At 68.3% G+C, this 12,952-nt stretch carries 12 protein-coding genes; 8 read left to right on the top strand and 4 right to left on the bottom strand.

Annotation, left to right across the window (positions count from 1 at the left end; translation table 11 throughout):
• The first annotated feature begins 8 nt into the window (after positions 1-8).
• The 3 genes from hisS to OG300_RS07315 all read left to right on the top strand — a co-directional run bounded on the left by hisS (position 9) and on the right by OG300_RS07315 (position 3,088).
• Entirely contained in the window at positions 9-1,289 is a 1,281-nt protein-coding gene (gene hisS, locus OG300_RS07305) for a histidine--tRNA ligase (RefSeq protein ID WP_405493443.1), read from the top strand.
• A gap of 40 nt (positions 1,290-1,329) precedes the next feature.
• Positions 1,330-1,974, top strand: a complete 645-nt coding sequence (locus OG300_RS07310; RefSeq protein WP_405493445.1) for a hypothetical protein — start codon at positions 1,330-1,332, stop codon at positions 1,972-1,974.
• Positions 1,975-2,086: 112 nt separating this feature from the next.
• Complete coding sequence (locus tag OG300_RS07315) at positions 2,087-3,088, top strand: malate dehydrogenase (RefSeq protein ID WP_405493447.1); 1,002 nt, start codon at positions 2,087-2,089, stop codon at positions 3,086-3,088.
• Positions 3,089-3,104: 16 nt separating this feature from the next.
• On the opposite strand, the gene OG300_RS07320 is transcribed toward OG300_RS07315, so the two are convergent.
• Positions 3,105-3,977 (bottom strand): TIGR03619 family F420-dependent LLM class oxidoreductase, encoded by an 873-nt coding sequence (locus OG300_RS07320; protein ID WP_405493449.1) that lies wholly within the window; start codon positions 3,975-3,977, stop codon positions 3,105-3,107.
• Between the two features lie 247 nt (positions 3,978-4,224).
• On the opposite strand from OG300_RS07320, the gene OG300_RS07325 reads away from it, so the two are divergent.
• Entirely contained in the window at positions 4,225-4,974 is a 750-nt protein-coding gene (locus tag OG300_RS07325) for an SDR family oxidoreductase (protein ID WP_405493451.1), read from the top strand.
• 128 nt (positions 4,975-5,102) lie between these two features.
• Here OG300_RS07325 and OG300_RS07330 read toward each other — a convergent pair whose 3' ends face one another.
• Together OG300_RS07330 and OG300_RS07335 are read right to left on the bottom strand one after the other, a co-directional pair.
• Positions 5,103-6,647, bottom strand: a complete 1,545-nt coding sequence (locus tag OG300_RS07330; protein WP_405493453.1) for a hypothetical protein — start codon at positions 6,645-6,647, stop codon at positions 5,103-5,105.
• Entirely contained in the window at positions 6,644-6,973 is a 330-nt protein-coding gene (locus OG300_RS07335) for a type VII secretion target (RefSeq protein ID WP_405493455.1), read from the bottom strand. Before OG300_RS07335 ends, OG300_RS07330 begins: the two co-directional genes overlap by 4 nt.
• 136 nt (positions 6,974-7,109) lie before the next feature.
• Here OG300_RS07335 and OG300_RS07340 point away from each other — a divergent pair, with 136 nt between their 5' ends.
• The 4 genes from OG300_RS07340 (at position 7,110) to OG300_RS07355 (ending at position 12,285) form a co-directional block, all read left to right on the top strand.
• Positions 7,110-8,096 (top strand): NAD-dependent epimerase/dehydratase family protein, encoded by a 987-nt coding sequence (locus tag OG300_RS07340; RefSeq protein WP_405493457.1) that lies wholly within the window; start codon positions 7,110-7,112, stop codon positions 8,094-8,096.
• Between the two features lie 31 nt (positions 8,097-8,127).
• Positions 8,128-9,144, top strand: a complete 1,017-nt coding sequence (locus OG300_RS07345) for an Rv2578c family radical SAM protein (RefSeq protein ID WP_405493459.1) — start codon at positions 8,128-8,130, stop codon at positions 9,142-9,144.
• Positions 9,145-9,250: 106 nt separating this feature from the next.
• Entirely contained in the window at positions 9,251-11,206 is a 1,956-nt protein-coding gene (locus tag OG300_RS07350) for a 2-oxoacid:acceptor oxidoreductase subunit alpha (RefSeq protein WP_405493461.1), read from the top strand.
• Positions 11,206-12,285: a 2-oxoacid:ferredoxin oxidoreductase subunit beta gene (locus OG300_RS07355; RefSeq protein WP_405493463.1), complete on the top strand. Its 1,080-nt coding sequence runs from the start codon at positions 11,206-11,208 to the stop codon at positions 12,283-12,285. Before OG300_RS07350 ends, OG300_RS07355 begins: the two co-directional genes overlap by 1 nt.
• Before the next feature lie 9 nt (positions 12,286-12,294).
• On the opposite strand, the gene OG300_RS07360 is transcribed toward OG300_RS07355, so the two are convergent.
• The gene (locus OG300_RS07360; RefSeq protein ID WP_405493465.1) at positions 12,295-12,750 is read right to left on the bottom strand and encodes a hypothetical protein; all 456 of its coding nucleotides are present in this window, start codon (positions 12,748-12,750) and stop codon (positions 12,295-12,297) included.
• Positions 12,751-12,952: the final 202 nt, after the last annotated feature.

Consider the following 12,952-nt stretch of genomic DNA (forward strand, 5'->3'; position numbering starts at 1 on the left):
TTGCCAGCGTGACCAAGACCAGCAGCTTCCGTGCCCCGAAGGGGGTCCCCGATTACGTTCCGCCGGTGTCCGCGGAGTTCGTCGCCGTCCGTGACGGCCTCGTACACGCCGCGCGATTGGCCGGATACGGGCACATCGAGCTGCCGATCTTCGAGGAAACCGCCCTGTTCAAGCGCGGCGTCGGCGAGTCCACCGACGTGGTCTCCAAGGAAATGTGGACCTTCGCCGACCGCAACGGCGACAGCTTCACCCTGCGCCCCGAGGGCACCGCGGGCGTGATGCGCTCGGTCATCCAGAACGGCCTCGACCGCGGCGCGCTGCCGGTGAAGCTCTGCTACGCCGGACCCTTCTTCCGCTACGAGAACCCGCAGGCCGGGCGCTACCGGCAGCTGCAGCAGGTCGGCATCGAGGCCATCGGCATCGACGATCCGGCGCTGGACGCCGAGGTGATCGCCGTCGCCGACGCCGGATTCCGCACGCTGGGCCTGACCGACTTCCGGCTCGAGATCACCTCCCTCGGTGACGACACCTGCCGCCCGCAGTACCGCGAACTGCTGCAGGAATTCCTGCTCGCGCTGCCGCTGGACGAGGAGACCCGCCGCCGCGCGCAGATCAACCCGCTGCGCGTGCTCGACGACAAGCGCCCCGAGGTCAAGGAGATGACCGCGAACGCGCCGCTGATGATCGACCACCTGTCGGAATCGGCGAAGTCGCACTTCGAACAGGTGCTCGGCTACCTCGACGGGCTCGGCGTGCGGTACGTGGTGAACCCGCGCATGGTGCGCGGACTCGACTACTACACCAAGACCACCTTCGAATTCGTGCACGACGGTTTGGGCGCGCAGTCCGGCATCGGCGGCGGCGGGCGCTACGACGGGCTGATGGCCGAGCTCGGCGGACAACCGCTCTCGGGCATCGGGTTCGGCATCGGCGTGGACCGCACCGTGCTCGCGCTCGCGGCCGAGGGCAAGACCGCCGTCACCGCGCCGCGCATCCAGGTCTTCGGCATCCCGCTCGGCGATATCGCCAAGTCGCGCCTGGTGGCGCTGGCCGGGGAGCTGCGCGCCGCGGGCATTCCCACCGATATCGCCTACGGCGGGCGGGGTATGAAGGGGGCGATGAAGGCCGCCGACAAGTCCGGCGCGCGACTGGCATTGGTGCTCGGTGATCGCGAGGTCGCCGACGGTGAGATCGGGCTCAAGGATCTCGGCAACGGCGAACAGCGCCAGCTCCCGCTCGACGAGGTGGTCGCGCAGGTCACGGCCTTCCTTGCGGGACAACAGGATTGACCGGACGCCGGATCCCGGCACTGGTAGTGTCCCCGGCACTGTGAACCAAGATTCGACACCGGGGTCCGGCGAGATCGGCCTGGATCTCGTCGCACCCGAGATGCTGGCCCCGGCGCTGCGGCGACTCACCCTCGCGGCGGTCGGGGTGGGCGTCGGCGTCGCGCTGCTGATGACGCTGCTCGTGCACTGGCCGATCGCGCTGGCCGCCGGACTGGTGCTGGGGCTGCCCACCGCGCTGTACTCGATGGCCGTGCGGCGACGGCGGATCACGCTGTCGGGCACGGTGATCCGCACCCGGACCTGGCGCGGTGAGCGCAGTGTGGACCTGGCCGCGGCGGTCGGGGTCGAGATCCTGGTGTACGCGGGCAAGGTCAGCCGCATCGTGCTGCGGGTGACCACCGAGCCCGAGACGCGCATCGTGCCGCTGGCCATCTACACCGATTCCGGCAGTGGCCGCGAATTGCACATCCTCGGGCTGCGCAAGCTCGCGGACGCTCTGGCGTCCTGCCCGCTCGCGGCGGCGCTGGCCATCTCCGAGGTGCTGGTGCAGCAGTTGCGGGCCGAGGCCCGCGACGCCGTCGCCGAACAGCGTCCGCTGTACCGGGCGGTCCGGATGGTTCGCGAACGCGACTCCGCCGCGCCGATCGTGTTGCGCGACTCCGACATCGCCGAACTCTCGCACTGAAACTCGGCGGCTGTCTGATTGCTCACGTGCGGCTCACCGGTGCAGCGCGCGCCCGGTGAGCGTGGCTAGGGTGAGAACGGGATCGACCCGACCACCCGCGAGGAGTTACGTCGTGAGCAACGCCGCACCAGTGACCGTCACCGTGACCGGGGCCGCCGGGCAGATCGCCTACGGGCTGCTGTTCCGCATCGCCTCCGGCGCGCTGCTCGGAGCACACACCCCGATCCGCTTGCGGCTGCTCGAGATTCCGGCCGCTGTCGGTTCGCTGGAGGGCGTCGCGATGGAACTCGAGGACGGCGCGTTCCCGCTGCTGTCCGGCATCGACATCACCGACGACCCGTGGATCGGCTTCGACGGCGCGAATGTCGCTCTCCTTGTGGGAGCCCGGCCGCGCACCGCGAACATGGAGCGCTCGGACCTGCTGGCCGCCAACGGCCCCATCTTCACCGACCAGGGCGCGGCCATCAACGCCAATGCGGCCCAGGACATCCGGGTGCTGGCGGTCGGCAACCCGGCCAACACCAACGCCTACATCACCATGAGCAACGCCCCCGACGTCCCGGCCGCACGCTTCACCGCCCTGACCCGGCTCGACCACAATCGCGCGATCGCCCAGGTGGCGAAGAAGACCGGCGCGGCCGCCGCCGACATCGCCCGGATCACGGTGTGGGGCAACCACTCCGCCACGCAGTACCCGGACCTCTCGCACGCCACCGTGGACGGCCGCGGAGCGCTCGAGGTGATCGACGACCAGCCCTGGATCGAAGACACCTTCATCCCCACGGTGCAGCAGCGTGGCACCGCGATCATCAAGGCCCGCGGTGCGTCCTCGGCCGCGTCCGCCGCCAGCGCCGCGATCGACCACATCCACGACTGGATCCTGGGCACCGCGCCGGGCGACTGGACCTCGATGGCGGTGCCGTCGGACGGCTCCTACGGCGTCCCCGAGGGGCTGATCAGCTCGTTCCCGGTCACCTGTGCCCACGGCGAATACACCATCGTCCCGGATCTCGCGATCGACGAGTTCTCGCGTGGCCGTATCGATCTCAGCGTCGCCGAACTCGCGGCCGAACGCGACGCCGTCATCGACCTGGGCTTCGCCAAGCGTTCCTGACCGGCCCTCGGCAAGATCAGCTGAGTTTGCTGATCACGTTCTCGCCGTACCAGTTGATCTTGACGATCTTCTCCTCGAGGGTTTCCGTGTCGTGCTCCTTGGCGTAGGAGTTGCGGAAGCCGACGATCAGGTCGGTGATGCCCTTTTCCTCGAGGCGGTTGACACCGTCGGGGGTGTAGCCGTCGCGGGAGACCGCGTGAATCTCGAACTCGCCGGTGGCATCTCGCTCGGCCCGCAGCTCGTTGATGCGCGCCAGGTACTTGTCCAGGTCGTCACCCTTGCCTCCCGCGTGCATCCAGCCGTCGCACAGGCGGACCGCGCGGCGCAGGGCGGCGTCGCTGTGGCCGCCGAGCAGGATCGGCAGCGGCTCGGTGGGGGCGGGGGTGAGCTTGATCTTCTGGATGTCGTAGAACTCGCCGTGGTACTCGAAGTACTCGCCGCTCGACAGGCCGCGCACGATCTCGATGCACTCGTCGATGCGCTTGCCGCGCCGCTCGAACGGGACACCCATGATGTCGAAGTCCTCCGGCCACGGGCTGATGCCGACACCGAGGGCGAAACGGTTGTTGCTCAGGCGCGCAAGGGAACTGGCCTGCTTGGCCACCAGCACCGGCGGGCGGATCGGCAGCTTGAGCACGAACGGCGTCAGGCGCAGCGTGGTGGTGGCCGCGGCGATGGCCGCCGAGAGCACGAACGTCTCGATGAACGGCTTGTCCTCGAGGAACTCGCGATTGCCGTCGCCGTTGTACGGATACTTCGAATCCGACTCGGCCGGGTAGGCGATGCTGTCGGCAACGGTGATGCTGTGGAAACCGGCCGCCTCGGCGGCCTGTGCGAGGGGGATGTAGTAATCCGGGTTGGTCATCGCCTCCGCGTAGGTGAAGCGCATCGATCGTCCTCTCGACAGTGAGCAGTGCGAAAACTAGAACAGATTCTAGTTCTGTGAGTGATGCTAGCCGCAGGCTCGCTCCGAAGCACCACATCCGGCGATCCGATATCGATTGATCCCGATCCCGCTGCGAGCCGTCAACACTGGCATCGAAGGTCGGGACTGCCCGTGTGTAGCCGTCCCGGTGGCTGAGATGCGCTCGATAGGGGCTTGCCTCGCGGATCTGAATCTTGTTCTAATCGGCGTCATGACGATCGCCATCACCGGATCCGGTTCCGGCATCGGAGCGGCCACCGCCGCCGCACTGCGCGCCGCCGGGCACGACATCATCGGCATCGACCTGCGCAACGCCGACATCACCGTCGACCTCACCGATCCCGCCGCCCGCGCGGATGCCGTCGAGGCCGTGCTGGAACGCTCCGGCGGCGCCCTCGACGGACTGATCCTGTGCGCGGGCGTCGGCCCGCAGGTGCCCGACCCCAACCTGGTGGTGGAGATCAACTACCGGGCCGCGGTCGCCCTGCTGGACGCGTTCCTGCCCGCCCTGCAGAAGGGCGAAAACGCTGCGGCCGTGGTGGTTTCGTCGGTAGCCTCCACCCAGATCAAGTGGGAGGACAACCCGATCGCCAAGGGCAACGAGGCCGAGGCCTTCGCCCAGGCCGGGGATTTCGCCGGGCACTACGCCTACGCGTCCTCCAAGAACGCCGTCACCGTGGCCGTGCGCGAACGGGCCGTCACCTGGGGCGCGGCCGGGGTCCGGCTCAACACCGTCGCGCCCGGCAGTGTCGAAACCCCTTTGCTGCAAGCCGGTTTGGACGATCCGCGCTACGGTGACGCGATCCGCAACTTCGTGGCCCCCATCGGCCGCAACGGCAAGCCGGAGGAGATCGCCTCGCTGATCGCCTACCTGGTCGGCCCGCAGGCGGGCTTCATCCACGGCGCCCAGTTCGTCATCGACGGCGGAATCGACGCGCAGACTCGTCCGACCGTGGTGTAACCCACTGCGGCGCAATGAGTTCGCGCCATGAACGGTGGCCGGCCCGCGGGGTGTACATCCGCACATCGGCCTCCACCGATGCCGCGGTGATCGGGGTACCCGTCCTGATCACCGCGGCATTGCTTCGTTCAGGAGTCGGTGGTCTCGGCCTCGTCGGGCTGCTCGGCTCCGCCGATCACCCCCGGCGCGAAAGTGCCCAGGTTGCCGGTCAATTCGCTCTCCAGATCGGGACTCTGATGCGGCTGCACGGTGCGACCGTGCTGCGCGTCCCCGCCACCCTTGCCGGCACCCGCCGCGGCCGGGGAACCCATGAACCCGGAACCGGCCGGACCGCCCATCCCGGGCACCCCGGTCCCGCCCGCCCCGAACGGGCTCGCTGTCGCCGCCACCTTGCCGCCCGGCACCGAGGATCCGGGGCCGCCCGGGGTCGACGCGATACCGCCGCCACCACCGAGACCGCCCCCGCCACCACCGGCACCGCCGCCACCACCCCCGCCGACACCGGCCGCGGTGGTGTCCGGACCCAGCCCGGCGGCCGGATCGGTGCGCGCGGTATCGGTGCCCGAAGGTGTTGCCTGCGTAGCGCTTTCGAGCAGCCCCTTGGCCTGCTCCAGGATCGGCTGGCCGACATTCTGGGCCAGCGACTGCGCCACCTCGGCCGGATTCGGGCCGCCGCTCTGGCCCAGCAGCTGACCGATCATGCCCTGTACCTGCGCGGTGTAGCCGGTCAGCTCGCCGTGGGTGGCGTTGACGACCGTCACGGCCTCGCCCAGATGCCTTGTCGCCGAAGCGATCAGCGTGGTCTGCCCGACCGGCGTGAGCACCAGCGGGGCCATCGCGGTGGCCTCGGCCGCGAACGCCTGCGCGATCGCGGTCAGCTGCACATTGCCGCGCTGCACCACGGCCGCGGCCTGATTGGTGATCGAGGACAGATCGAACCCGCGCTGCGAGGTCTCCTGTCCGTGGTTGCCCGCCTGCTGACCCGCGTCCTGCGCGCTCTGCGACGCCTTGCCCTGCCACAGTGATTCGACCGTCTTGAGCGCACCGCCGCCCACCTGCACCGCCGACTCGATGACCTTCGAGCCCTGGCTCAGCAGCGTGGTCGGATTGAACTGGCCCAGGATGCCGGTGCCGAAGCTGTTGATCAGCTCCAGGAACGGCTTGAACAGCGCGTCCATCCCCGGGATCGCGGGCACCGCGAGACCCTTCATCAGATCGCCGACCGGATCGGCGGACAGCGCGGGCAGCAGCGCGGCGGGATTCGCGGCGGCCTGCGACAGCGCGGTCTGCGCGGCGGCCATCGCGCCCGGGACATTGTTCAGCGCGGTATGGGCGTCGGCCAGGGCCTGCTGGGCGGTGCCGAGCACGCCCTGCGCGTTCGAGACCGCACCGTGCGCGCCGTCGAGGACGGGGGAGACCGCACCGTCGAGGACGCCGGAGTGGTTGTCGCCCACCGGCATTCCGGTGGGTGTCGCGGCGTTGCCGCCCGGCTCGAGCTCCTTGCGCGCCAACGCGAATTCGGGTGGTTCGAACCCGGGTACGTCCTCGGGCAGAGTGCCGAGTGCCACGGTGGGCAGTGGGCCGATCACGTTCATGGTGTCTGCTCCCATCACGCCGGTGGCGGGCCCGGTCGGCTGGACATGCCCGATGACGCCCGAATCGATCGGCCTCACGCCTGGATTCCGATCTGCCCTGCCGCCTGGTTCAGGCCCGCCGCGTGCTCGGCGTCGGTGGCGTCGTAGGTGGCGGCGGAACCGAATGCGGCCTGCCCCAGCTGCGCGAAGCGGCCCGAGAGGGCATTGATGTCGCGATCGTGCAGTAGCTCGGCCACCGCGAAGCTGGCCAGGAAGTCCGCGCCGATGAGTCCGAAGACCGGCGTCATGGCCGCGACGTGCGAGACGGTGTCCAGTCCCCCCTGCGCGGCGATGTCGGCGGCGACGCCATCCTGTGCGGTGGCGAAGGTGCGGACCGCGCCGGTGTCGACCGAGAGTTCGGCCATTTCAGTGCCCCCCTATCGTCATGGACATGCGGAGCCGAATATATCCCACCGAGCGTCCACGTCGGCGTGGCGTCCGCACCCGGTCCGTCACCGGGATGTTGTTGCAAATTAGAACAAGTTCTATATTCTCGTCTTCATGAAGGTCGCAGTCACCGGCGCCGCCGGGTTCCTTGGCACCAATTTGCTTCGCCTGCTTACGGATCGCGGTCACGAGGTGACAGCCATCGATCGAATCCAGGGCGCGAGCCAATCCGGCGTCACCTGGGTGAGCGGCGATGTGCTCGACCCCGCGTCGATGCGTCAGACCCTGGACGGGGCCGAGGTGGTCTACCACCTGGTCGCGCTCATCACCCTCGCCCACAAGAACGATCTCGCCTGGCGGATCAACACCGAGGGCGTGCGCGTGGTCGCCGATGCCGCCCTCGCGGTCGGCGCGCGCCGCATGGTGCACACCAGCTCGATCCACGCGTTCAACCAGTACAGCTGTGGCGGCCGCATCAACGAGCGCTCCCCGCGTTCGATCGATCCGGACCTGCCGGTCTACGACCGCTCCAAGTGGCAGGGCGAGATCGAGCTGCGCAAGATCATCGACAAGGGTCTGGACGCGGTGGTCTGCAACCCGACCGGTGTGTACGGCCCGGTCGACCACAGCGACTCGCGCATCAACAAGACCCTGTGGGACGCCGCGCGCGGCCGGGTGCCGGTCATGATCAAGGGCGGTTTCGACCTCGTCGACGTGCGCGATGTGGCCGCGGGCCTGATCGCCGCGGGCGAGCGCGGCCGCACCGGCGAGAACTACCTGCTCGGCGGACACTTCACCGATATGTTCCAGGCCACCCGCACCGCGGCCGAGGTCAACGGAAAGATGAAGCCCGCCTTCGCGATTCCGACCAAGGTGATCAGCGCCTGCATGCCGGTGATGGAGCCGGTGGCCAAGGCCTTCGGTAGCGACCGCATCTCCAAGGCCGCCATGGGCGCGCTGTTGTCGGCCCCGATCGTGGAGCACGCCAAGGCAACCGAGGAACTCGGCTACCGCCCGCGGCCCGCCGAGCAGACCATTCGGGATCTGGTCGACTTCTACAACGGCAAGCCGATCGATGTGGACACGCAGAAGATCGCTTGACAGCTGGTAGAACAAATGTTCGACTTGGGTGGTGCGGTGGCAAAGCCAGACCCTGGACGCCGATGACGGCGCGCTGCCCGGGCTCGAACGTGCCGGATTCGTACGCAGCGTACAGACTCCCGACTTCGAGGGCATCACGTTCCACGAGGTGCTCTGCAAGAGTGCGCTGAACAAGGTGCCCGATGGGGGTGGCCTGCCGTTCAACTGGACGGTCAACCCCATGCGCGGCTGTTCGCACGCCTGCCGCTACTGCTTCGCCCGCGGCTCGCACGAGTACCTCGACCTGGACGCCGGCGAGGACTTCGACTCCCAGATCGTGGTCAAGACCAATGTGGTGCCGATACTGCGCCGCGAGTTGCGCAAACGCTCCTGGCATCGGGAAGTCGTTGCGCTGGGCACCAATACGGATCCCTATCAGCGCGCCGAGGGTCGCTACCGGCTGATGCCGGGCATCATCGGCGCGCTCACCGAATCCGGCACCGGATTCTCCATTCTCACCAAGGGCACCCTGATGCGGCGCGATCTGCCGCTGCTCACCGCGGCCGCGGAGCAGGTGCCGGTGCATCTCGCGGTCTCCATCGCGATTCTCGATCCCGAGCTACACAAGGGCCTGGAAGCGGGCACCCCTTCGCCGCGGGCGCGGCTGGAGCTGGTGCGCGCCCTCGCCGATGCCGGGTTCGACGTGAATGTCATGGTGGCCCCGATCATTCCGTACCTCACCGACTCCAAGGCGCATCTCGACGAGCTCATCGAGGCCATCGCCGACGCCGGGGCCGGGAGCGTCACGGCCTTCCCCATGCACCTGCGCGGATCCACCCGCGGCTGGTTCCTGAACTGGCTCGCCGAAGCCCACCCGGCGCTGCTGCGACGCTACCGGCAACTGTATGGTCGCGGTACTTCGGTGACACCGGAGTACTCTGCGTGGCTACGCGGCCGTATCGAGCCGCTACTGGAAAAACACCGTTTGAACCGCGATCGGCAGGCCGAGCCCGAGGTGCGTGCCGCCGAATCGCACACGCCCGACCCACAGCTGGCGTTGTTCGCCTGACGCCGGTTCGTCGATCGAAACCATTGCGCTTTGCGGGTGTGTCGCGAATATTGCGGGGTAGTTTGGCGTTGTTACCTCACAGCTGACGAGGAAGTGACTCACGCGCATGGTTTCGCAGCATGATGACGCCGGAAACGGCGGCGCCGCACGGAAATTGGCACCGGAGAAATTGGAGAGGGTCGTAATCCGCTTTGCGGGCGACTCCGGTGACGGCATGCAGCTCACCGGTGACCGGTTCACCCATGAGGCGGCCGCATTCGGCAACGACCTTGCCACCCAACCCAACTTCCCGGCCGAGATCCGGGCACCCCAGGGCACCCTGCCTGGCGTTTCGTCGTTCCAGATCCAGATCGCCGACTACGACATCCTGACCGCCGGTGACCAGCCGGACGTACTGGTCGCCATGAATCCCGCTGCGCTGAAGGCGAATCTGGAGGATCTGGCCCGTGGCGCGACGGTGATCGTCAACACTGATGAATTCACCAAACGCAATTTGGCGAAGGTCGGCTATGCCGGTGATCCGCTCACCGATGACACGCTGACCGATTTCGTCGTGCACCGGGTGCCTATGACGTCATTGACGCTGGGGGCAACCGAACCGACCGGTGTGGGCAAAAAGGACGGACAGCGCGCGAAGAATATGTTCGCGCTCGGCTTGCTGTCGTGGATGTACGGACGCCCCATCGGTGGCACCGAACAGTTCATGCGGGAGAAATTCGCCGCCACACCGGATGTCGCCGAAGCAAATATCCTCGCATTCCGGACGGGATGGAATTACGGCGAAACCACCGAGGCCTTCGCCACCACCTACGAGGTAGCCCCCGCGACGCTGCCACCCGGCACCTACCGGCAGATCACCGGAAACACCGCGCTGGCCTACGGTCTCGTCACCGCCGGGCAACTGTCCGGGCTGCAGGTCTTCCTGGGCACCTACCCGATCACCCCGGCCTCCGACATCCTGCACGAACTCAGCAAGCACAAGAACTTCGGCGTCACCACCTTCCAGGCCGAGGACGAGATCGCGGGAATCGGTGCGGCACTGGGCGCTTCGCTGGCCGGGGCGCTCGGCGTCACCAGCACCTCCGGGCCCGGCATCGCGCTCAAGAGCGAGACCATCGGCCTGGCCGTGATGACCGAACTGCCGCTGGTCATCATCGACGTGCAGCGCGGCGGGCCCTCCACCGGTCTGCCCACCAAGACCGAACAGGCCGACCTGCTGCAGGCGCTCTACGGCCGCAACGGCGAATCGCCGGTCCCCGTGCTCGCGCCGCGTTCGCCCGCCGACTGCTTCGATACCGCTGTCGAAGCCGCGCGCATCGCGCTGACCTATCGCACCCCGGTGCTGCTGCTCTCCGACGGCTCGATCGCCAATGGTTCCGAGCCGTGGGCGATTCCGCAGGTCTCACAGCTGGCGCCGATCGACCCGGGCTTCGAACCCGGTGGCGCGGACGACGATCCGTTCCAGCCCTACGCCCGGGACCCGGAGACCCTGGCGCGACCGCTGGCCGTACCCGGCACCGCCGGGCGCGCGCACCGCATCGGCGGCCTCGAAAAGGCCGACGGCAGCGGCAATATCTCCTACGAACCGGCCAACCACGAACTCATGGTGCGGTTGCGGCAGGCCAAGATCGACGGCATCGCGGTGCCCGAACTCGTCGTCGACGATCCCGGCGAGCGCGCCGAACTGCTGCTCATCGGCTGGGGCAGCTCCTACGGGCCGATCGGCGAGGCCTGCCGGCGCGCCCGCCGCCGCGGCGTCCCGGTCGCGCAGGCGCACCTGCGGAATCTGAATCCCTTGCCGCCCAACCTCGGTGCGGTGCTCGCCCGCTACCGCACCGTGGTCTGCCCGGAGATGAACGGCGGTCAGCTCTCCATGCTGTTGCGCGCCCGCTACCTGGTCGACGTGCAACCGTGGACCAAGGTCGCCGGAACCGCGTTCCAGGCCCAGGAACTGGTCGGCGTCATCGACGCGGCCCTGGACGGCTCCATCAGCGAGATGGAGCAGGCCAAGGCGTTCACCGCGCGGGCCCGCGCCACCTATCGCACCCCAGGGGGAAAGTGATGACCATCCTCGAAAACCCGCTCGTGGGCGCCGATCTGGGACTCACCGGCCTGTCCGGCGTGCCCACGGCGGCCGGACCGCAGAAGGCCAAGGACTTCACCTCCGACCAGGAGGTGCGGTGGTGTCCCGGCTGCGGCGACTACGTCATCCTGGCCACCGTGCGCGGATTCCTCGCCGAACTCGGGTTGAAGCGCGAGAACCTGATGTTCGTCTCCGGCATCGGCTGCTCGAGCCGGTTCCCGTATTACCTGGAGGCGTACGGGATCCACTCGATCCACGGCCGCGCGCCCGCCATCGCCACCGGCATGGCGGTCACTCGGCCGGATCTGTCGGTCTGGGTGGTGACGGGGGACGGCGACGCGCTGTCCATCGGCGGCAACCACCTCATCCACGCGCTGCGCCGCAATGTGAACATGACGATCCTGCTGTTCAACAACCGGATCTACGGCCTGACCAAGGGGCAGTACTCGCCGACCTCGGAGACCGGCAAGGTCACCAAGTCCACCCCGATGGGATCGGTCGACCACCCGTTCAACACGCTGTCGGTGGCGCTCGGCGCCGAAGCCACCTTCGCGGCGCGGGCATTGGACTCCGACCGCGCCGGGCTCACCGAGGTGCTGCGCGCCGCGGCCGAACACCGGGGCACCTCGTTCGTGGAGATCCTGCAGGACTGCCCGATCTTCAACGACGGATCCTTCGACGCGCTGCGCCGCGAGAACGCCGAATCGCATCTGATCCGGCTGCGGCACGGTGAACCGATCCGCTTCGGCGCGGACAACGAATTCGGCGTGGTGCGAGACGGTTTCGGCCTGCGGGTGACCCGCGCCGACACCGTCGCGGACAGCGACATCGTGATCCACGACGCCTACACCGATCACCCCGAATACGCCTACGCCCTGTCCCGGCTCTCCGACCAGGACCTGACGCACGTGGTGACCGGCATCTTCCGCAGCGTCGCGCGACCCACCTACGACGACGGGGTGCGCAACCAGCTCGCCGTCGCCGCCGATCGCAAACCGGTGCACGCCGATTCGCTGCAGAATCTGCTCACCGGTCGCGAAACCTGGACGGTCGGCTGAGTTTTCGGCTCAGGCCGGAGTGAAGGCGTTCAGCAGGCGCTGGAACAGATCGTCGAAGCGCTTGCGGGACGCCTTCTGGTCATCGGTGAGTTTGTCGGTGACCTCCGGCCCGTACACCACCAGGTGCACATCCTGATCCGGCGGCGAGGGCATGAAATCGATGATGGACATGCCCTTGTCGTTCTGCTCGGGCACGCCCATGTCGGCCGCGGCCAGATTGCGGACCTCGGTGGTCGCCGCGCCCAGCACGTCGGCGGGGATGGTGCCGTTGATCTGCGACCCGTCGTCGGCGTATTTGATCGCTTCGCCGCCGGTCTGAATCTGAAGTGCCGGATGCAGATCGGTGCGCGACTGCCAGCCCGCGGGCATCGCGGTCAGCGTGAACAGCGGCATCGAGTGGGCCGGAGCCGGTGTGGCGACGGCGAATCCGCTCGCACCGGTGAACAGGGCCGCGCTCAGTGCCACGACGGCAGCGCCACGCCACCCCTGCGCCCTGATTGCCCGCCTCGTCCCGAATAGTGTTGTTGCCCCGGCTGTCCGCATCGCATCCCTCCGAATTCCCATGCGGGCCAACGCCCGCCGCCACGGATTCTGCCCCGCCGATTCCGCAAGCCCGCACCGGCACGCCGGGCGACGGTGACATGCGAGACACGGCACACCGAGAAGC

Origin of the sequence: Nocardia sp. NBC_00511 (genome assembly GCF_045161165.1) — a bacterium.
Taxonomy (GTDB): Bacteria; Actinomycetota; Actinomycetes; order Mycobacteriales; family Mycobacteriaceae; genus Nocardia.

What these genes read in the sequence shown, in the direction of transcription:
- OG300_RS07320 (WP_405493449.1), bottom strand. Translation starts at nt 3,977, where the DNA reads ATGCGCTTCACCTACGCGGAGGCGATGACCAACCCGGATTACTACATC.
- OG300_RS07325 (WP_405493451.1), top strand. Translation starts at nt 4,225, where the DNA reads ATGACGATCGCCATCACCGGATCCGGTTCCGGCATCGGAGCGGCCACC.
- OG300_RS07335 (WP_405493455.1), bottom strand. Translation starts at nt 6,973, where the DNA reads ATGGCCGAACTCTCGGTCGACACCGGCGCGGTCCGCACCTTCGCCACC.
- OG300_RS07340 (WP_405493457.1), top strand. Translation starts at nt 7,110, where the DNA reads ATGAAGGTCGCAGTCACCGGCGCCGCCGGGTTCCTTGGCACCAATTTG.
- OG300_RS07350 (WP_405493461.1), top strand. Translation starts at nt 9,251, where the DNA reads ATGGTTTCGCAGCATGATGACGCCGGAAACGGCGGCGCCGCACGGAAA.
- OG300_RS07355 (WP_405493463.1), top strand. Translation starts at nt 11,206, where the DNA reads ATGACCATCCTCGAAAACCCGCTCGTGGGCGCCGATCTGGGACTCACC.